The sequence below is a fragment of the Roseomonas sp. CAU 1739 genome (assembly GCF_039839775.1).
Classification (GTDB): Bacteria; Pseudomonadota; Alphaproteobacteria; order Acetobacterales; family Acetobacteraceae; genus Neoroseomonas.
In genome coordinates this window covers 23,792-40,977 of the sequence record NZ_JBDOQQ010000002.1, presented here as the reverse complement: position 1 = coordinate 40,977, position 17,186 = coordinate 23,792, and the positions used below count along the sequence as shown (strand labels likewise).

The following is a 17,186-nucleotide window of genomic DNA, read 5'->3' as shown; positions in this document are numbered from 1 at the left end:
AAGAACAATGGTCAGGCGCGGCTTCTACAATGCCAGGGCCGGCCATGCACCCTGTTGCGGCGCCCGCCCGGCCGGGCGCCAGATGGCGTGCGGTGCGCAGCCGGCTTTGTGCAGGGCGGTCATCTGCGCCTCGGCGGTGGCGGCGAAGTCGTCGAGGATGATGTCGTAGCGGCCGCACGCTTCCCGCGCACCCTTGGCCGGCCCCTCGCCGATGATGCGGTCGGCGAGGCCGGCGAGCACGGCGATGCGCCTGGCCGCCGCGGGGTGGGTGGGCGTGTCGCCGCCGGCGGTCGCGGGGTCCTCGCCGCCCAGCAGCGCCAGGCAGCGCGCAACGATTCCGGCGCTGCGCAGGAACAGATGCGCGCCGACCAGCGCATTGACCGGATCGGTATTCTCGCTGCGCAACACCGCGGCGGTGGCCGCGAAGCCGGCAATATCCGCCTCATGCTCGCAGCGATGCGGATCTGGCGGGGGGTTGGGCGGCAGGTCGAGATGCCCGGCCGCCACATGGCCGTATTCATGGGCGACGAGGAATATCTCCATCGACCGCAGCAGCGTGTTGTGCAGCGGGATGTGGCTGGCATCGGGCAGGCTGCGCCGGGCGGCCTCGGGCCGGCCCTCCAGCAGATAGGCGCGCACCAGCTCGGCGAAGCGCAGTGCCGGCGTGCGGTCCTGCCCGAGTGATCGGCGCAGCGCCGGCGGTGCGAAGTCGAAGGCGAAGCGGCCCGGCCCGGTTTCGCGCCGTGGCGCCACCCGGGCGATCGCCTTGGCCGCCAGGTTGCAGAACATGCACAGCCCGACCGGAATGAGGATCAGGGTATGCCCGGCGACACCGGGGTCGATCGCCCAGCCATTCACGGACCCGCCCATGGTGGTGGCGACCAGCGGGGGACGGCGCGGCGGGGGGGCGCCCAGCGCCTGCGCCGCCGCCGCCACGGCATCCAGTTTCTCCTGCACGAAGTCGAGCACCCAGGGCGCATCGAGTGCCGTCAGTCGCCCAGCCTCCAGCGCGGCGAGGCGGGCGCGGCGGGCCTCGCGCACCGTGTCATCCTCGCCGAGCCTGGCCGAGACCTGCGCCGCCCAATCCTCATTGTCGCGCCCTTCCAGCATGCGGCGCCAGACCGCGCGGTCGGGCGTGATGGCGCTGAGCGCGGCTTCCTGCAACGGCACCAGCCATTCGCCGAGGCGGCGCCGATCCGCCCCGGCGTCGCTCACGGCCGGCGCAGCGTGATGTCGAGGCTCGCCTTGGCCCCCGCCTGGCCCTTCAGCGCCCAGAGGCTGACCTGCCCATTGGCATCGACGCCAAGCGAGATCTTCGCTTCCTTCACATCCCAGCCGGTGCCGGCGGTATCCGCCGCGGCCAGCATGCGCGCCACCTGGCCGATCATCTTCTGCAACCCGGCGGCGAGGACGTCGGCGGCGACGTCGACCACCGTGGTGCCAGCATCGCCCAGCAACTCCTGCCCCGGCAATCCGCCGAAGCCCTTCATTCCGGGGGCATCGACTGTCAGTGGAATGGTTTCGACCATGATGATCTCCTTGCGACGGCGCACCATATGGCGGGATGGAGACGGATTCACGCGTCCCGGCCGTTGACCGGAGCCGAGCCGAGTCCATAGGCTCTCCCGGATGGACAAATGAAAATGGTACCGAACGGAATTCCGCGGCCCGCGCCGACAAGCGCCAGCCTCGCGGGCCTCGACAGCCGCAGCGCGATCATTCTGCGCGAGCTGGTCGAAACCTATGTCGAGACGGGCGAGCCCGTGGGCTCACGCACCTTGTCACGCCGGCTGCCGCTCGGCCTGTCGCCCGCCACGATCCGCAACGCCATGGCCGACCTCGAGGATGCGGGGCTGCTCTATGCGCCGCACACATCGGCAGGGCGCCTGCCGACCGAACGCGGGCTGCGGCTGTTCGTCGACGGGCTGCTGGAATTCGGCGCCTTGGGGGAGGAGGAGCGGGGTGCGATCAGCGCCCGCTGCGCCGCCTCCGGCCGGTCCTTGCAGGAAACGCTGGGGGAAGCCGGGCAGATGCTGTCGGGCCTGGCCGGGGCGGCGGGGCTGGTGGTCGCACCCACCACCGAGGGCATGGTGCGGCACATCGAGTTCGTCGCCCTCGGCCCGGGCCGCGCGCTGGTCGTGCTGGTGCACGAGGATGGGCAGGTCGAGAACCGCGTCATCGAGGTGCCGGCGGGCCTGCCGCCCTCGGCGCTGGTGCAGGCGTCGAACTACCTGAATGCCCGGCTGGCCGGCCGCACGCTGGAGGATGCGCGCGGCATCATCGCGACTGAGGTGGCGGACAACCGGACCGCGCTCGATGCCCTGACGCAGCAGGTGATCGAGGCCGGGCTTGGCACCTGGACGGGTGGGCAGGGCGGGTCGCTGATCATCCGCGGCCAGGCCAGGCTGCTGGAGACGATCGACCAGGCAGCGCGCGTGTCCGAGATCAAGCGGCTGTTCGAGCGGCTGGAGCAGCAGGAGACGATGCTTCGGCTGCTGGACCTCGCCCAGCGCGGCGAAGGGGTGCAGATCTTCATCGGGGCGGAAAGCGGGCTGTTCGACAGCGCCGGGCTGTCGATGGTGGTAGCACCCTTCCGCAATGGGGCGGAGAAGATCGTGGGCGCGATCGGGGTGATCGGGCCGACGCGGATCAACTACGGGCGCGTGATCCCGGTGGTGGATTATACGGCCCGGGTGATCGGGCGGCTGCTGGGGTAATACCAACGGCACGAGTCATTGACCTGTGCCGAGGCCGCGAAGGCGGCCCGCCGGTCGTCCGGCGAAAGCCAAGCAAACCGGAGGTTTGCGCCTCACGCCATGGGCGTGCCTTCGGCACGATGCGTCCGAAGGCAGGCCGAAGCCGATACCAACGGTCGAAGAATTCGGCCGTTGGTATAAGGCCCCGGGCCGCAAGCGTCGGGGCGTGGCGCATACGTCCGGGCCACCGGCACGCGCCCAGCCGGCACCGCGAGGTCAGGCCCCGCGATGCCGCCTGCGGTCGCTACGCGGCCAATTTCAGCCTCACCTCGAACGCCGCCTCGGTCTTCTCGCGCATCTCCTCGAGACTCACCCCCGTCGCGAGCTCGGTCAGCACAAGCCGCGTCGGCCCCTTGCGCGCCACCTCGAACACGCCGAGGTCGGTGATCACCATGTCCACCACCCGCGCGCCGGTCAGCGGCAGGGTGCAGTCCTTCAGCAGCTTGGGCTTGCCGCCGGCGGTGTGCTCCATCAGCACGATCACCTTCTTCACGCCGGCGACCAGGTCCATCGCGCCGCCCATCCCCTTCACCATCTTGCCGGGGATCATCCAGTTGGCGAGGTCGCCATTCGCCGCCACCTGCAGCGCGCCGAGAATCGACAGGTCGATATGCCCGCCGCGGATCATCCCGAAGGACTGGGCGGAATCGAAGAAGGACGACGTCGGCAGCTGGGTGATGGTCTGCTTGCCGGCATTGATCAGGTCGGCATCCTCGTCGCCCTCGACGGGAAACGGACCGAGGCCGAGCATGCCGTTCTCGGATTGCAGCTGCACGTTGAAGCCGGTCGGGACGTGGTTCGCCACCAGCGTCGGAATGCCGATGCCGAGGTTCACGTAGAAGCCGTCCTGCAGTTCGCGGGCCGCCCGGGCGGCCATCTCGTCGCGGGTCCAGGGCATGTTCCGCTGCTCCTCAGGCCAGGGATTCGGCGCCGGCCGCGGCGGCGGCGGGGCGCTTGCGCACGGTGCGCTGTTCGATGCGTTTCTCGTAGCCGGCTGGGCAGACGATCATGCGCTTGGTGAAGATGCCGGGGGTGTGGATGTGGTCGGGATCGATCTCGCCGGCCTGCACCAGGTGTTCGACCTGCACGACCGTCACCTTCGCCGCGGTCGCCATCATCGGATTGAAGTTCCGCGCGGTCTTCCGATAGACGAGGTTGCCCTCGGTATCGGCCATATAGGCGTGGACGATGGCGAGGTCGGCGAAGATGCCGCGCTCCATCACATAGGTCTCGCCGTCGAACTCCCGCGTCTCCTTGCCCTTCGCGACATCGGTGCCGACGCCGGTCTTGGTGAAGAAGGCGGGAATGCCCGCGCCGCCGGCGCGGATGCGCTCGGCCAGCGTGCCTTGCGGGTTGAACTCGATCTCGAGCTCCCCGGCGAGGAACTGGCGGGCGAATTCGGCATTCTCCCCGACATAGGAAGAGATCATCTTGCGGATCTGCCGGGTCTTGAGCAGCAGCCCCAGCCCCGCATCGTCGATGCCCGCATTGTTGGACACGACGGTGAGGTCCTTCACCCCCGATTCGCGGATCGCCTCGATCAGCAGGGCGGGGATGCCGCACAGGCCGAAGCCGCCGGAATGGATTACCATGCCGTCGCGCAGCACGCCGGCCAGCGCCGCCGTCGCGTCTGGATAGACCTTGCCCATGGACACTTCCCCGCTCTGGACTTCCGAGGCTCACTCCCTACCGTTCCGCGCGGCGCGCCGAAAGAGGGAGTTGCCCTCTTGCAGGGGGGGCAAGTGAAGGTTATACGGCGCGCCTCTTCCCCGGGGGGCCATAGCTCAGTTGGGAGAGCGCCTGAATGGCATTCAGGAGGTCGTCGGTTCGATTCCGATTGGCTCCACCAGTTCGACAAAGGGCCCGGGCATCACTGCCCGGGCCCTTTTTCATGGATCGCGGCGGTTGCCACGCATCGGCTCAGGTGACGATGTTTCCCGCAACGCGCGGCTGGGGTGGCCTGCACGCCCGGCTGAGCGGGCCCCGCGCCGGTAGCGGTATCGGAGCCCAGGCAACGCCCCCTTGGCGTCAGGTCACCGCCACCACCCGGTAGGAGAACATCGCCCCGCTGGGTTCGGTGACCGTGACGTATTCGCCGGGCCGCACCGGTTCCGTCCCACAGTCGAACTGCGTCTCGGGTGCATCGGGCCCTTCCGCGGCCGCACCGAAGAAGCGGATCGACCAGCCATGGTCCGGGTCGAACTGCACATCGCCTTCGACCGGCGCCGCGCCGGGCGTCACCCGCCGCGCCCGCCAAGGCACCGGGTCCGCCAGCCAGGCGGCCGTATCGGGCCGCCCGCCGGGATCCAGCACCAGCGAAATCTCGTACCGGTGTTCGGGGTTGCCCTCGGGGAAACCAGGGCCGGCCGCCAAGGCGAGCAACACCGTCACCATGGTCAGATCGCCACGCGCACGCCGAGCTCGACCACGCGGTCGGACGGGATGCGGAAGAATTCCGTCGCCGGCACGGCGTTGCGCGACATGATGGTGAACAGCCATTGCCGCCAGCGCGACATCTTCGGCACCGCGGCCGCCACCACCGTCTCGCGGCCGAGGAAATAGGAGGTCTGCATCGGTTCGAAGGGGATCCCGACCTCCTTCAGCGCCTCGAGTTCCTTCGGGATGTTCGGGCTTTCCTGGAAGCCGTAGCGCAGGAAGATGCGGTGGATGTTGGGGGAGAGTTCCTCGACCTCGCGGCGCCGTTCGACCGGGACCGCGGGGATGCCTTCATTGGTGACGGTGACGAAGAACACCCTCTCATGCAGCACCTTGTTGTGCTTGAGGTTGTGCAGCAAGGCGCCGGGCAGGAAGTCGGCCTGGCTGGTCATGAACACCGCGGTGCCTGGCACCCGGATGGTGCGGGACTGCGGCAGCCGCGCGATGAAGGATTTGAGCGGCAGCCCATCCTGGCGGAACCGCGCGAACAGCAATTCGCGCCCGCGATGCCAGGTGGTCATCATGGCGAACAGCCCGGCCCCTAGCACGAGCGGCACATAGCCGCCCTGCGGGATCTTCAGCACGTTGGATGCGAAGAACAGCACGTCCAGCAGCAGCAGCGGCCCGAACACGCCGATCACCACGGGCCAGGCCCAGCCGAACTGCCTGCGGAACACGATCATCGCGAGCATGGAGGTGCACACGAAGGTTCCGGTCACTGCGATGCCATAGGCCGCCGCCAAATTGTCCGAGGTATGGAAGGACAGCACCAGGATCAGCACGCCGATCAGCAGCAGCGTGTTCACCTGGGGCATGTAGATCTGCCCTTCCTCGGTCTCGGAGGTGTGGCGCACCTCCAGGCGGGGGATGAAGCCCAGTTGCACGCATTGCCGCGCGATGGTGTAGGCGCCGGAGATCATCGCCTGGCTGGCGATGATGGTCGCCGCGGTGGCCAGGAACACCAGCGGCAGGCGGAACCATTCCGGCGCCAGCAGGTAGAAGGGATTCTCCAGCGCCGAGGCGTCGCGCAGCAGCAGAGCCCCCTGGCCGAGGTAGTTCAGCATCAGCGCCGGCAGCACCAGCCACAGCCAGGCCCAGCGGATCGGCGTCCGGCCGAAATGGCCCATATCGGCATACAGCGCCTCCGCCCCCGTCACCGCCAGCACGACGGAACCGAAGGCGACGAAGGCCAGCAGCCGGTATTCCAGGCAGAACTGCACGGCGAAATGCGGCGACAGCGCCGCCAGCACGGACGGGTTGATGACGATCTCGACCACGCCCAGCGCGCCGAGCACGAAGAACCAGGCGGCGCAGATCGGGCCGAACACCGCGCCCATCTTTCCGGTGCCGCGGAACTGCGCGAGGAACAGCCCCACCAGGATGACGACCGCGATCGGGATCACCGCCTTCTCGAAGGCGTCGTCCACCACCTTCAACCCTTCGACGGCCGACAGCACCGAGATAGCCGGGGTGATGATGCCGTCGCCGAAGAACAGGCAGGCTCCGACAATGCCGACGAGCGCGATCGCCCAGCGCGCCCGCGGCGATTCGACGCTGCGCTGCGCCAGCGCCATCAGGGCGAGGATGCCGCCTTCCCCGCGATTATCGGCGCGCAGCACGAAGAAGACGTATTTCACCGTGACGGTCAGGATCAGCGCCCAGATGATCAGGCTGAGGATGCCCAGGATTTCCCAGCGTTCCAGCCCGTCATCGGAGAAATGCAGCAGTGCGGCCCGCAGCGCATAGAGCGGCGAGGTGCCGATGTCGCCATAGACGACGCCCAGAACGCCCAGCACCAGGGCAGGGGTCAGGGCGCGGGTCTTGTCGGCGTCAGGGGTGTGCGCGGTCACAGGGCCTCGTTGCAGTGCGGCAGACTGCGCAGTGATAGGCCCGCCGGCCCCGCTGCCGCAATCCTGCCCCAATGACACCTGCGCGCGATCGGAACGATCGCCCAGCAACCTGCGGCGCCCTGCTCACCGTTCGGCCCGATGCCGCGCATCGGTCCGCGAGCGCAAGGCGCGACCGCGCCCAAACCGAGCACCGCCCCCCGCGCCAGCCCAGTCTGCAAAGGCGAGGGGGGGCCGGATGTTTCCCAACCCTCCGGCCCGATGCCCCCGCATCGGGCCGCGAGCGCGAAGCGCGACCGCGCCCAGACCAACCGCGCCGCCCCGGTGCGCCAGCGCATGGCGCGAAGGCAAGGCGGCCGGATGGCCGCCGCCCGCCGTCTGAGGGCACAAACAAAAACTCACCCGCGGCCGCCACAGGCGGCCGCGGGTCTGAGATCGGCCGAAGGGCCGATCTCAGTGCCCCCGCAGGATCTGGCTCAGGAACAGCTGCAGGCGTTCGGTCTTCGGGTCGTTGAACACCTGCTCCGGCGTGCCGGATTCCACCACCTCGCCGCGATCCATGAACACCACGCGGTCGGCAACCTGCCGCGCGAAGCCCATCTCGTGCGTCACGCAGATCATGGTCATGCCCTCGGCCGCCAGCATGACCATGGTGTCGAGCACCTCCTTGATCATCTCGGGATCGAGCGCGCTGGTGGGCTCGTCGAACAGCATGATCTTGGGCTTCATGCAAAGCGCACGGGCGATCGCGACGCGCTGCTGCTGGCCACCGGACAGCTGGCCCGGATACTTCTTCGCCTGCTCGGGGATGCGCACCCGGGTCAGGTATTCCATCGCCAGTTCCTCGGCATCCTTCTTCGGCATCTTGCGCACCCAGATGGGGGCAAGGGTGCAGTTCTCGAGGATGGTGAGGTGCGGGAACAGGTTGAAGGACTGGAACACCATGCCGACCTCGCGCCGGATGGCGTCGAGTGCCCGCAGGTCGTCCGACAATTCGATCCCGTCCACCAGGATCTTGCCTTCCTGGTGCGTCTCCAGCCGGTTGATGCAGCGGATCATGGTGGATTTGCCGGACCCCGACGGGCCGCAGACGACCACGCGCTCACCCAAGGCCACCTGGAGGTCCACGTCGCGCAGCACATGCAGCGCGCCGAACCATTTGTTGACCTTGTCGAGCACGATCGCCGGCGGGGCGTCGGTGCGGACGGAAGAGGCGATGAAGCCATCCGTTTGCAGTGCAGCGCTCATTGTTGTCTCGTGTCCCAGAGCCGTTGTTTGAATGGATGCTGAAACCGGCGCCCGCCCGCCCCGCCGCCGGCAGCCCGGGCGGCGCCGTGCCGCCGGGCATTCGGGTGGGGGCGCGTGGCGGTGCCGGTCATCCGTGCCTCAGCGCCGACGGTGGCGGTTCAGGTCCGCTTCCAGCCCCTGGCTGTATTTCGACATGCCGAAGCAGAACACCAGGTAGATCAGGCCGACGAAGACATAGACCTCGACGCCGAAGCCCTGCCAGGCGGGCTCGACGATCGCGGTCTTGCCCGCGGTCAGCAGGTCGAAGATGCCGATGATCAGCACCAGCGAGGTGTCCTTGAAGAAGCCGATGAAGGTGTTGACCAGCGGCGGGATCACCATGCGCAGCGCCTGCGGCAGGATGATGAAGCCGGTCTTCTGCCAGTAGGACAGGCCCATCGCGTCGGCGGCTTCGTATTGCCCCTTCGGCAGCGATTGCAGGCCGGCGCGCACCACTTCCGCCAGATAGGCCCCGGCGAACAGGATGATGGCGATCTGCGCGCGCAGCAGCTTGTCGATGTTCATGCCTTCCGGCAGGAACAGCGGGAACATCACCGACGCCATGAACAGCAGCGAGATCAGCGGCACGCCGCGAATCAGCTCGACATAGACGACGCACAGCACCTTGATCGCCGGCAGGTTCGACCGCCGGCCGAGTGCCACCAGGATCGACAGCGGGAAGGCGAAGGCGAGGCCGAAGGTCGACAGGATCAGCGTGATCGGCAGCCCGCCCCAGCGTTCCTGCGGCACATAGGGCAGGCCGAGCACGCCGCCCCACATCAGCACGCCGATCGCCGTCAGCGTCAGCGCCCAGATCGGGATCAGGCGCCAGTTCCAGAAGCTGCGCAGCGCCGAGACGATGTACAGCCCGACGAACAGAAGGCAGACCAGCGCCGGGCGCCAATGCTGTTCGTACGGATAGGTCCCGAACAGCATGAAGCGGTGCTTTTCGGTGATCACCGCCCAGCAGGCGCCGGTGCCGTGCAGGTCGCGGCAGGCCTGGGTCTGCGCCACGCCGGTGGGCGAGACCGGCACCCACCAGATGGCGTTGATGAAGGCCCAGTCCACGAAACCCATCACGGACCGGACAATGAAATAGCCCAGAAGCAGCGTGACGGCGGTGGAGATCCAGCCGGAGAACAGGTTCTCCCGCAGCCAGGCGACCGGGCCGGCGGCGGTGATCGGCGCGTCGCGCGGCTCGCTCTGGATTGGCGTGTTGATGGTGATATCGCTCATGGCCGGACCCTCACCGCTCTACGAGCGCGATGCGCGCATTGTACCAGTTCATGAACAGGCTGATCGACAGGCTGATGGTCAGGTAGACCAGCATGATGATGGCAATGCCCTCGATCGCCTGGCCGGTCTGGTTCAGCGTGGTGTTGGCGATCGACACGATGTCCTGGTAGCCGATCGCCACCGCCAGCGAGGAATTCTTCGTCAGGTTCAGGTAGTTCGACGTCATCGGCGGGATGATGACGCGCAGCGCCTGCGGCAGCACGATCAGCCGCAGCACCGACCCCGACCGCAGGCCGAGCGCCTGCGCCGCTTCCCACTGCCCCAGATTGACCGACTGGATACCGGCGCGCACCACCTCGGCGATGAAGGCGGCCGTGTAGGTGACAAGGCCGATCAGCAATGCGGCGTATTCCGGGCTGATCGCCATGCCGCCCTGGAAGTTGAAGCCGCGCAGCGCCGGCCAGTCGATCGTCCAGGGCCCGCCCATCGCCAGCCAGACCGCGACCGGAAGCCCGATGATCAGCGCGATCGCGGCCGGCCAGACGCGGCGGGGCTGGCCATCGGCCATCTGCTTGGCGCGCGCGCTTTTGGCATACAGCCCGGTCAGCAGGACGCCGGCGATGCAGGCCAGCGCGGCCATGGTATGCGGCCATTCCCAGACCAGCGCGGGCATTCGCAGGCCGCGGTTGGACAGGAACACGCCTTCGACCGGGTGCAACGACTGTCGCGGCCCGGGCAAGCCCTGCATGACCGTGTACCAGAACAGCAACTGCAGCAGCAGCGGGATGTCGCGGATCACCTCGATGTAGAAACCGGCGATCTTCGAGACCAGGAAGTTCTTCGACAGCCGCGCGATGCCGATGAAGGTGCCGATGAAGGTGGCGAGGATGACGCCCACCACCGCGACCTTCAGCGTGTTCAGCACGCCGACGGTCAGCGCGCGCAGGTAGGTGTCGGTCGGATCGTAGGCGATCACATGCTCGGCGATCGGCAGCCCGGCCTCGCGGTTGAGGAAGCCGAAGCCCGTCGCGATCCGCCGCACCTCGAGGTTGTGGACCGTATTCGACCACAGCCAGTAGATGATCGACCCGATGAGGCCGACGACCAGCACCTGCCACACGATCCCGCGGATGCGTTCATCTGCCCAGGACAGGCGCAGCGGGCGTTTGGGCGGCTTGCGCCGGAATCGGGGATCGACGGTTGCGTCGGACATTGTTTTTCGGCCTCACCTGTCCTTGTGGCCCGCCCCGGGGGCGGGGAAGCAGCGCGGGGCGGGGATTGCTCCCCCGCCCCGCGTATCGTCGCGATCAGCGGAAGGGCGGCGAATATTGCAGCCCGCCCGGCGTGGTCCACAGCGCATTCGGGCCGCGCTGGATGCCGATCGGCGTAAGGCTGCGCCCAAAGACCTCGCCGTAATTGCCTACGGCGCGGATCACATTGACCAGCCAGGCGTTGTCGACGCCGAGCATGCGGCCGAGGTCGCCATTCTTGCCCAGCATGCGCTGCACTTCCGGCCGTGTGTCATTGGCGGCCATCTCCTGCACATTGGCGGCATTGATGCCGAGCTCCTCGGCCCCGATCAGGCCGAAATGCACCCAGCGCACCAGGTCCGAGAAACGCTGGTCGCCATGGCGCACCAGCGGGCCCAGCGGCTCCTTGCTGATCACGTCGGGCAGGATGGTGTAGTCGGCCGGGCGCGGCTGCGCCGAGCGCGTCGCGGCAAGCCCCGACACATCGGTGGTGAAGGCGTCGCAACGGCCGGCGACGAAGGCAGTCACCAGTTCCTCCAGCCGCTCGATCACCACGGGGGTGAAGGTCACTCGGTTGGCGCGCGCCCAGTCGGTCAGGTTCTGTTCGGTCGTCGTGCCGGGCTGCACGCAGATGGTGGCGCCATCGAGCTCCCGTGCCGTGCGCACGCCGAGCGAAGCCTTCACCATGAAGCCCTGGCCGTCATAGAAGCTGATCGCCGGGAAGTCGAAGCCCAACGACGTGTCGCGCGACAGCGTCCAGGTCGTGTTGCGGGACAGCATGTCCACCTCGCCCGACTGCAGCGCGGTGAAGCGGTTCTGCGCCGTGGTCGGGACGTAGCGGACCTTGCTGGGGTCGTTGAACAGCGCCACCGCGACGGCGCGGCAGTAATCCACGTCGAAGCCGCGCCACACGCCCTGGCTGTCCGGCTGGGCGAAGCCGGCCAGGCCGGTGTTCACGCCGCAGATCAGCGTGCCGCGCGCGCGGATCGCGTCGAGCGTGGCCGTGGCCTGTGCCGCCGGTTGCTGCTGCGCCAGTGCGGGCATCGCCATCACCGAGGCAACAAGCGCAGCCCCGAACATGCGGAATACCGAATGCCTCGAAACCTGTGTCACGCCAGTTCTCCCCATCCTGCTCCGGCACCCCTTCGGCGGGCCGCCCAACATTCTTGCCTATGCTACAGGCATGCTGCGCCACGCAATGGCACGGATCAACGCGCAAACCATCCGTGGCGAAACTTCCACCCTCGGTCATCCGGGCCAAGCAAATGACGGGCCGGACAGGCGCAGAGGCGGCAGCCGCCGTCGCCGGAGGGCCGCATGCTGCAAATGGCCCGCGCGACGCTGGTGGTCGACACCAGCGCCGGCGCGTTGGCCGAAGCGGGGGACATCGTGCAGGCCATCATCGAGGCTGCCATCGCCAGCGGCCTCGTCGGCCTGTGCGGGTCGGACGGGGCCGTCCCGCCTACTCCGCCCGGATGTTGTTCTCCCGCACCACCTGGGTCCACTTCGCCCAATCCTCGGCAAGCGTCTGCGCGAAGCGGTCGCGACCGCCGCCGACCGGCTCGGCGCCGAAGCCACGCACCCGCTCGATGACGTCCGGCTGTTTCAGGATGGCGTCGAGTTCCTGGTTCATCCGGTCGAGGATCGGATCCGGCGTGCCGCGCGGCGCCAGCATCCCGCCCCAGAAGCCGACCGCGTAGCCCGGCAGCGTCTCCCCGAAGGTCGGCACGTTCGGATAGGCCGGGGCACGTTCGGCGCTGGTCACCGCGATCGCCCGCAGCGTGCCGGCTTCCAACTGCGCCCGCGGCGTGAACAGGCCGTCATGGGCGACGTCCACATCGCCGCGGATCAGCGCGGTGATGGAAGGCTGGTTGCCGGTATAGGGCACCAGCGTCACCTCGATCCCGGTCTGGCGCATCAGCAGCACCATCGCCAGGTGGTTGATCGCGCCGGTGCCCGGGTGGGACACGGTCAGCCGGCCCTGGCGTTCGCGGGCCAGGGCGATGAAGTCCGCCACCGTGCGTGCCGGGAAATCCGGCCGGCAGACCAGCGCCAGCGGCGAGGATTGCGCCAGCACGACCGGCGCCAGGGACTGCACCTGTTCGACCACCGGGGACCGGTTCACCAGTCCCGAGATGAGCGTGGAGGGGGAGGTGTAAAAGAAGGTCGTGCCATCCGGGGCGGAGCGCGCCACATGGTCGGCGGCGACCAGCGTGCTGCCGCCGGGGCGGTTCTCGACGATGAAGTTCCCGCCGTGGATGCGTTCGGACAGTTTCTGCGCCAGCAGGCGCGCCATGATGTCGTTGGCGCCGCCTGCGGCGAAGCCGACCACGATCCGCGCCGGCCGCGACGGCCAGGCCTGCGCCCGCGCGGCCGGCGCCGCGAGCAGGGCGGGCGTGGAAAACAGCGCGGCCCGCCGGCCGATCCGTTGGACCATGACCTGGTTCTTTCCTGTCGTTTCCAGACCGGCAGGGTAGGGCATCCGGCGATGCGCCGGAACAACCGGCCGGAGCGCCGCGCGCATCCGCGGGGCCGGCGCGGCGCCGGATCGGTCCGCTCACGTAAACTATACCGTCCGGACGGTTGAATGGACCGTCCGGACGGTATAGTTACCCCTCCATAATGGACACGCGCGCCACGACCCCGCCGACCGACGCCCGCACCCGCATCCTCGACGCCGTGGAACGGATCATCGTGAACAAGGGCGTCGGCGGCCTGACCCTGGAAGCCGCGGCGCGCGAGGCGGGCGTCTCCAAGGGCGGCCTGCTCTATCATTTCGCCTCCAAGGAGGCGCTGCTGACCGGGCTGCTGCAGCGCCTGTCGGATTTCGTCGCTGCCGAATATGCGGCCGGCGTCGCGCGCCAGCCGGAAGGCCCCGGACGCTTCGCGCGCGTCCAGATCGCCTGGGCCTTCGGCGAAAGCGACTGCTATCCCGGCGAGGATCGCCACGACCGCGCCGCCGCCGTCTTCCTGGCAGCGTTCCATCATGACCCGGCGCTGCTCGACCCGATGCGCGCGGTGATGGCGCGGATGAAGGCCGACCTGCTGGCCGACGACATCCCCCATGGCGTCGCCATGACCATCCTGACCGCGACGGACGGGCTGTTCATGGCCCATCTCTTCGGCCTCTACCCGCCGACGGAGACCGACCTCGCGGCGTTGCGCGCGACCCTCGACGGGCTGCTGGAGCGGCCGGCATGACGAAGCGCGGGCGCCTGCTGGTCGGGCTCGCGGCCCTTGGCGTCGCGGCCGGCGGCTATGCGCTGCTGACGCGCGGGGAGGCGACGCGCCCGGCGCCCACGATCGCCGCCGCGCCGGCCGGCCCGGTCGGCGTCGGCGCGCTCGGGCGTGTCGAGCCGGCGTCGCGCATCCGTCGCCTGACCCAGCCGGGCGGCATGGCGGTGACGCGGCTCGACCGATTGCTGGTCGAGGAAGGTGCCGCGGTGACCGAAGGCCAGTTGCTCGCCGAATTCGCCGATGCCGCGCAGAAGGATGCCGCGGTGGCGCAGGCGGCCGCGGCGGTGGCCGAATACCGCGCCAGCCTGGATCGGATCCGCGCCGCCGGCCGCCCGACCGAGATCGACGCCCAGCGCGCCCGGATCGCTGCGCTGACCGCGCAGGAGGACCTCGCCTTGCGTGAGGCCGAACGCGCCGACCGCCTGGTGCCGACCGGCGCCGGCGCGGTCGCCCAGGCCGACCGCAACCGCGCGGCCGCGGTTCGCCTGACCGCCGAACGTCGCCAGGCCGAGGCGGACCTCGAAAGCCTGCTCTCCTCCCGCCCCGAGGACATCGCACTGGCCGAGGCGCGCCTGTCCGCCGCCGAGGCCGCGCTCGCCAAGGCGCGCGCCGATGCGGAATTGTCGCGCGTGCGCGCGCCCTTCGCCGGCACCATCCTGCGCATCATCGCGCGACCCGGCGACCAGGTCGGCAGCGACGGGCTGCTTGAGATCGGCGACCTGACGAGGATGGACATCGTCGCCGACGTCTATGAAACCGACCTGCCGCGGCTGCGCATGGGTGCCGTGGCCGAGGTGGTCGTACCCGGAGAGACGCGACGCTTCACCGCCACGGTGCGCGACATCGGCTGGACGGTGCGCCGCACGACCCAGGCCAATACCGACCCGGTCGCCGCGGTGGACAGCCGCACGGTCGAAGTCCGCCTCGCGCTGGACGAGGCGGGGTCCGAGTTGCTGCGCCGGCGATCCAACATGCAGGTCCAGGTGGCGATACGGCCATGAACGCGCTGACCAAGACGACCCTGCTGCCCTGGGCGCCGGAGAAGACCGGCGAGGCACTGCCCGCCCCGCCTTCCGCCGTCATCGCGGCGCGGCCGGGCCTTGGCGCGTTGCTGTGGCTTCCGGCGCGGCTGGCCTGGCGGCAGTTGCGCGCCGAACGCGCCAGGTTGTTCTCGGCGATCGCCGGCGTGATGTTCGCGGCGGTGCTGGTGTTCATGCAGCTCGGCTTCCGCTCGGCGCTGTTCGACAGTGCGACACGGCTGCTCTCGGCCATGGAATCCGAGTTGTTCCTGATGAGCCCGATGACCGTGGCGAGCTTCCGGCCCGAGCCCTTTCCGCGCATCCGCGCCCACCAGGCGCTCGCCCTGCCCGAGGTCGCGCAGGCCGTGCCGGTCTACCTGGCGCAGGCAACATGGCGGAATCCGCAGGATGGATCGCGCCGCGCGATCCAGATGATCGGCTTCGACGTCGAGGCCGGCGCGATGCAGTTCCAGGGATTGGATGCCATCGCCCCAGCCCTGCGGCGGATCGATGCGGTCGGCTTCGACACGCGCTCCCGCCCCGAGTTCGGGGAGGTCGAACGCCTTTTCGACCAGCAGGGGCCCTTCCCCGTGCAGGTCGGCAACCGCATGGTCGACGTGGTGGGCCTGGTGAGCATCGGCCCGTCCTTCGGTGCCGACGGCAACCTGGTGATGAGCGAGGTGAATTTCCGCCGCATGGTGGCGACGCGCACCGCGGCCAATACCGACGTCGTCGCCATCCGCCTGCGGCCGGGCGCGGACATCGCCGCTGCCCAGCAGCGCCTGCGCGCCATCCTGCCGCCCGACGTGCTGGTGCTGGACCATGACGAACTGGTGGCGCATGAGCGAATGTACTGGGAGACCGCCACGCCGATCGGCTTCATCTTCGCCTTCGGGTCGGTGATGGGGCTGATCGTCGGGATGGTGATCGTCTACCAGATCCTGTTCTCGGACATCGCCAGCCACCTGCGCGAATATGCGACGCTGAAGGCGATTGGCTATTCCAATTTCTATCTTGCGCGCGTGGTGATGGCGGCGGCGCTGATCCTCGCCGTCATCGGCTTCCTGCCCGGTGCGGCGCTGTCCACCTGGCTGTACGGCATCGTCGCGGATGCGACCTTCCTGCCGCTGGTGATGACGGCCGAACGCGCGACCATGGTCTTCGCGCTGATCTTCGGCATGTGCGCGGCGGCCGGGCTGCTGGCGATGCGCAAGCTGCGCGACGCCAATCCGGCAGACATGTTCTGATGGACCCCATCCGCATCGACGGCCTGAACTTCGCCTATGGCGAGGGCGAACTGCGCCGGCCGGTGCTGCGCGACGTCGCGCTGACCGTCCATGCCGGGGAGGTGGTGCTGCTGACCGGCCCGTCCGGTTCGGGCAAGACCACGCTGCTGACGCTGATCGGTGCGCTGCGCGGCATGCAGCATGGGTCCTGCCGCGTGCTCGGCCACGAACTTCTTGGCGCGCCGGAACGCGAGCGCGTCGTGCTGCGCCGGTCGATCGGCTTCATCTTCCAGAACCACAACCTGCTCGGCTTCCTCACCGCGCGGCAGAACGTGGCGATGAGCTTGGAGCTGGACGCCAGCGTCCCCGAGGCGGAGCGGCTGGAGCGCGCCGGGGCGATGCTCGCGGCAGTCGGGTTGGCGGGGCATGAGGACAAGCCGCCTTCCAAGCTGTCCGGCGGGCAGCGCCAGCGCGTTGCCATTGCGCGCGCGCTGGTCGGCCATCCCGGGCTGGTGCTGGCGGATGAACCGACCGCCGCACTCGACAAGGTGTCGGGCGGGGAGGTTGCGCATCTCCTGCGCGACATCGCCAAATCTCGTGGCACGCCAATCCTGATGGTGACGCACGACCCGCGCATTCTCGACATCGCCGACCGCATCGTGGCGATGGAGGATGGGCGGATCGTCGAGGGTGAGGTAGCGGCGCAGGCTTGAGGGGCGGTGTGTCGGAGAGGGGCTTTGCCCCTCTCCGAGCCTCTCCCCACCAAAGGCCGGTGGGCCTTTGGAAACCATCACCTGGCGCTGGGCGGGGCTGTCGTTCGCGTCGCGGGAACGTCCCTTGCGCACGGCAGCAAGGGAATTTCTGGCGTTGGACAAGGCACGTCAGCCCAAAC

16 protein-coding genes and 1 tRNA gene are annotated in these 17,186 nt (G+C 68.9%); 6 read left to right on the top strand and 11 right to left on the bottom strand.

Annotation, left to right across the window (positions count from 1 at the left end):
• Nucleotides 1-24: 24 nt before the first annotated feature.
• Both AAFN86_RS03795 and AAFN86_RS03790 read right to left on the bottom strand, forming a co-directional pair.
• On the bottom strand, nt 25-1,215 hold the full coding sequence (locus tag AAFN86_RS03795; RefSeq protein ID WP_347541897.1) for a hypothetical protein: 1,191 nt from the start codon (nt 1,213-1,215) through the stop codon (nt 25-27).
• Nucleotides 1,212-1,529, bottom strand: coding sequence for a hypothetical protein (locus AAFN86_RS03790; RefSeq protein ID WP_347541896.1), 318 nt, complete (start codon nt 1,527-1,529; stop codon nt 1,212-1,214). The genes AAFN86_RS03795 and AAFN86_RS03790 overlap by 4 nt, the downstream gene beginning before the upstream one ends.
• A 114-nt stretch (nt 1,530-1,643) precedes the next feature.
• On the opposite strand from AAFN86_RS03790, the gene hrcA reads away from it, so the two are divergent.
• Nucleotides 1,644-2,717 (top strand): heat-inducible transcriptional repressor HrcA, encoded by a 1,074-nt coding sequence (hrcA, locus tag AAFN86_RS03785; RefSeq protein ID WP_347541895.1) that lies wholly within the window; start codon nt 1,644-1,646, stop codon nt 2,715-2,717.
• Nucleotides 2,718-3,000: 283 nt separating this feature from the next.
• Here the strand turns inward: hrcA and AAFN86_RS03780 are convergent, their stop codons facing one another.
• Nucleotides 3,001-3,654, bottom strand: coding sequence for a CoA transferase subunit B (locus AAFN86_RS03780; RefSeq protein ID WP_347541894.1), 654 nt, complete (start codon nt 3,652-3,654; stop codon nt 3,001-3,003).
• 13 nt (nt 3,655-3,667) lie between these two features.
• Nucleotides 3,668-4,405 carry a CoA transferase subunit A gene (locus tag AAFN86_RS03775; RefSeq protein ID WP_347541893.1) on the bottom strand — a complete coding sequence of 246 codons (738 nt, stop codon included), beginning with the start codon at nt 4,403-4,405 and terminating at the stop codon, nt 3,668-3,670.
• A gap of 124 nt (nt 4,406-4,529) precedes the next feature.
• Between AAFN86_RS03775 and AAFN86_RS03770 the strand changes: the two genes are divergently transcribed.
• A tRNA-Ala gene (locus tag AAFN86_RS03770) sits at nt 4,530-4,605 on the top strand.
• Between the two features lie 179 nt (nt 4,606-4,784).
• On the opposite strand, the gene AAFN86_RS03765 is transcribed toward AAFN86_RS03770, so the two are convergent.
• The 7 genes from AAFN86_RS03765 to AAFN86_RS03735 form a co-directional block, all read right to left on the bottom strand.
• Nucleotides 4,785-5,150 carry a hypothetical protein gene (locus AAFN86_RS03765; RefSeq protein WP_347541892.1) on the bottom strand — a complete coding sequence of 122 codons (366 nt, stop codon included), beginning with the start codon at nt 5,148-5,150 and terminating at the stop codon, nt 4,785-4,787.
• 2 nt (nt 5,151-5,152) lie between these two features.
• Nucleotides 5,153-7,114 (bottom strand): potassium transporter Kup, encoded by a 1,962-nt coding sequence (locus tag AAFN86_RS03760; RefSeq protein WP_408906583.1) that lies wholly within the window; start codon nt 7,112-7,114, stop codon nt 5,153-5,155.
• A gap of 378 nt (nt 7,115-7,492) precedes the next feature.
• Nucleotides 7,493-8,287: an amino acid ABC transporter ATP-binding protein gene (locus AAFN86_RS03755; RefSeq protein WP_347541890.1), complete on the bottom strand. Its 795-nt coding sequence runs from the start codon at nt 8,285-8,287 to the stop codon at nt 7,493-7,495.
• Between the two features lie 138 nt (nt 8,288-8,425).
• Entirely contained in the window at nt 8,426-9,562 is a 1,137-nt protein-coding gene (locus tag AAFN86_RS03750; RefSeq protein WP_347541889.1) for an amino acid ABC transporter permease, read from the bottom strand.
• A 10-nt stretch (nt 9,563-9,572) separates the two neighbouring features.
• On the bottom strand, nt 9,573-10,775 hold the full coding sequence (locus tag AAFN86_RS03745) for an amino acid ABC transporter permease (protein WP_347541888.1): 1,203 nt from the start codon (nt 10,773-10,775) through the stop codon (nt 9,573-9,575).
• 94 nt (nt 10,776-10,869) lie between these two features.
• A complete protein-coding gene (locus AAFN86_RS03740; RefSeq protein ID WP_347542374.1) occupies nt 10,870-11,892 on the bottom strand; it encodes an amino acid ABC transporter substrate-binding protein in 1,023 nt (340 codons plus the stop codon).
• 382 nt (nt 11,893-12,274) lie between these two features.
• Entirely contained in the window at nt 12,275-13,249 is a 975-nt protein-coding gene (locus tag AAFN86_RS03735) for a tripartite tricarboxylate transporter substrate binding protein (RefSeq protein ID WP_347541887.1), read from the bottom strand.
• 185 nt (nt 13,250-13,434) lie between these two features.
• On the opposite strand from AAFN86_RS03735, the gene AAFN86_RS03730 reads away from it, so the two are divergent.
• Genes AAFN86_RS03730 through AAFN86_RS03715 form a run of 4 tightly spaced genes read left to right on the top strand, consistent with a single transcriptional unit; the run spans nt 13,435 to nt 17,007 of the window.
• Nucleotides 13,435-14,013 carry a TetR/AcrR family transcriptional regulator gene (locus AAFN86_RS03730; protein WP_347541886.1) on the top strand — a complete coding sequence of 193 codons (579 nt, stop codon included), beginning with the start codon at nt 13,435-13,437 and terminating at the stop codon, nt 14,011-14,013.
• Entirely contained in the window at nt 14,010-15,050 is a 1,041-nt protein-coding gene (locus tag AAFN86_RS03725; protein ID WP_347541885.1) for an efflux RND transporter periplasmic adaptor subunit, read from the top strand. The genes AAFN86_RS03730 and AAFN86_RS03725 overlap by 4 nt, the downstream gene beginning before the upstream one ends.
• Nucleotides 15,047-16,315 (top strand): ABC transporter permease DevC, encoded by a 1,269-nt coding sequence (devC, locus tag AAFN86_RS03720; protein WP_347541884.1) that lies wholly within the window; start codon nt 15,047-15,049, stop codon nt 16,313-16,315. Before AAFN86_RS03725 ends, devC begins: the two co-directional genes overlap by 4 nt.
• Nucleotides 16,315-17,007: an ATP-binding cassette domain-containing protein gene (locus AAFN86_RS03715; RefSeq protein WP_347541883.1), complete on the top strand. Its 693-nt coding sequence runs from the start codon at nt 16,315-16,317 to the stop codon at nt 17,005-17,007. The genes devC and AAFN86_RS03715 overlap by 1 nt, the downstream gene beginning before the upstream one ends.
• The last annotated feature ends 179 nt before the right edge of the window (nt 17,008-17,186 follow it).

What these genes read in the sequence shown, in the direction of transcription:
- AAFN86_RS03790 (WP_347541896.1), bottom strand. Translation starts at nt 1,529, where the DNA reads ATGGTCGAAACCATTCCACTGACAGTCGATGCCCCCGGAATGAAGGGC.
- hrcA (WP_347541895.1), top strand. Translation starts at nt 1,644, where the DNA reads ATGGTACCGAACGGAATTCCGCGGCCCGCGCCGACAAGCGCCAGCCTC.
- AAFN86_RS03780 (WP_347541894.1), bottom strand. Translation starts at nt 3,654, where the DNA reads ATGCCCTGGACCCGCGACGAGATGGCCGCCCGGGCGGCCCGCGAACTG.
- AAFN86_RS03775 (WP_347541893.1), bottom strand. Translation starts at nt 4,405, where the DNA reads ATGGGCAAGGTCTATCCAGACGCGACGGCGGCGCTGGCCGGCGTGCTG.
- AAFN86_RS03765 (WP_347541892.1), bottom strand. Translation starts at nt 5,150, where the DNA reads ATGGTGACGGTGTTGCTCGCCTTGGCGGCCGGCCCTGGTTTCCCCGAG.
- AAFN86_RS03755 (WP_347541890.1), bottom strand. Translation starts at nt 8,287, where the DNA reads ATGAGCGCTGCACTGCAAACGGATGGCTTCATCGCCTCTTCCGTCCGC.
- AAFN86_RS03750 (WP_347541889.1), bottom strand. Translation starts at nt 9,562, where the DNA reads ATGAGCGATATCACCATCAACACGCCAATCCAGAGCGAGCCGCGCGAC.
- AAFN86_RS03745 (WP_347541888.1), bottom strand. Translation starts at nt 10,775, where the DNA reads ATGTCCGACGCAACCGTCGATCCCCGATTCCGGCGCAAGCCGCCCAAA.
- AAFN86_RS03740 (WP_347542374.1), bottom strand. Translation starts at nt 11,892, where the DNA reads ATGTTCGGGGCTGCGCTTGTTGCCTCGGTGATGGCGATGCCCGCACTG.
- AAFN86_RS03735 (WP_347541887.1), bottom strand. Translation starts at nt 13,249, where the DNA reads ATGGTCCAACGGATCGGCCGGCGGGCCGCGCTGTTTTCCACGCCCGCC.
- AAFN86_RS03730 (WP_347541886.1), top strand. Translation starts at nt 13,435, where the DNA reads ATGGACACGCGCGCCACGACCCCGCCGACCGACGCCCGCACCCGCATC.
- AAFN86_RS03725 (WP_347541885.1), top strand. Translation starts at nt 14,010, where the DNA reads ATGACGAAGCGCGGGCGCCTGCTGGTCGGGCTCGCGGCCCTTGGCGTC.
- devC (WP_347541884.1), top strand. Translation starts at nt 15,047, where the DNA reads ATGAACGCGCTGACCAAGACGACCCTGCTGCCCTGGGCGCCGGAGAAG.
- AAFN86_RS03715 (WP_347541883.1), top strand. Translation starts at nt 16,315, where the DNA reads ATGGACCCCATCCGCATCGACGGCCTGAACTTCGCCTATGGCGAGGGC.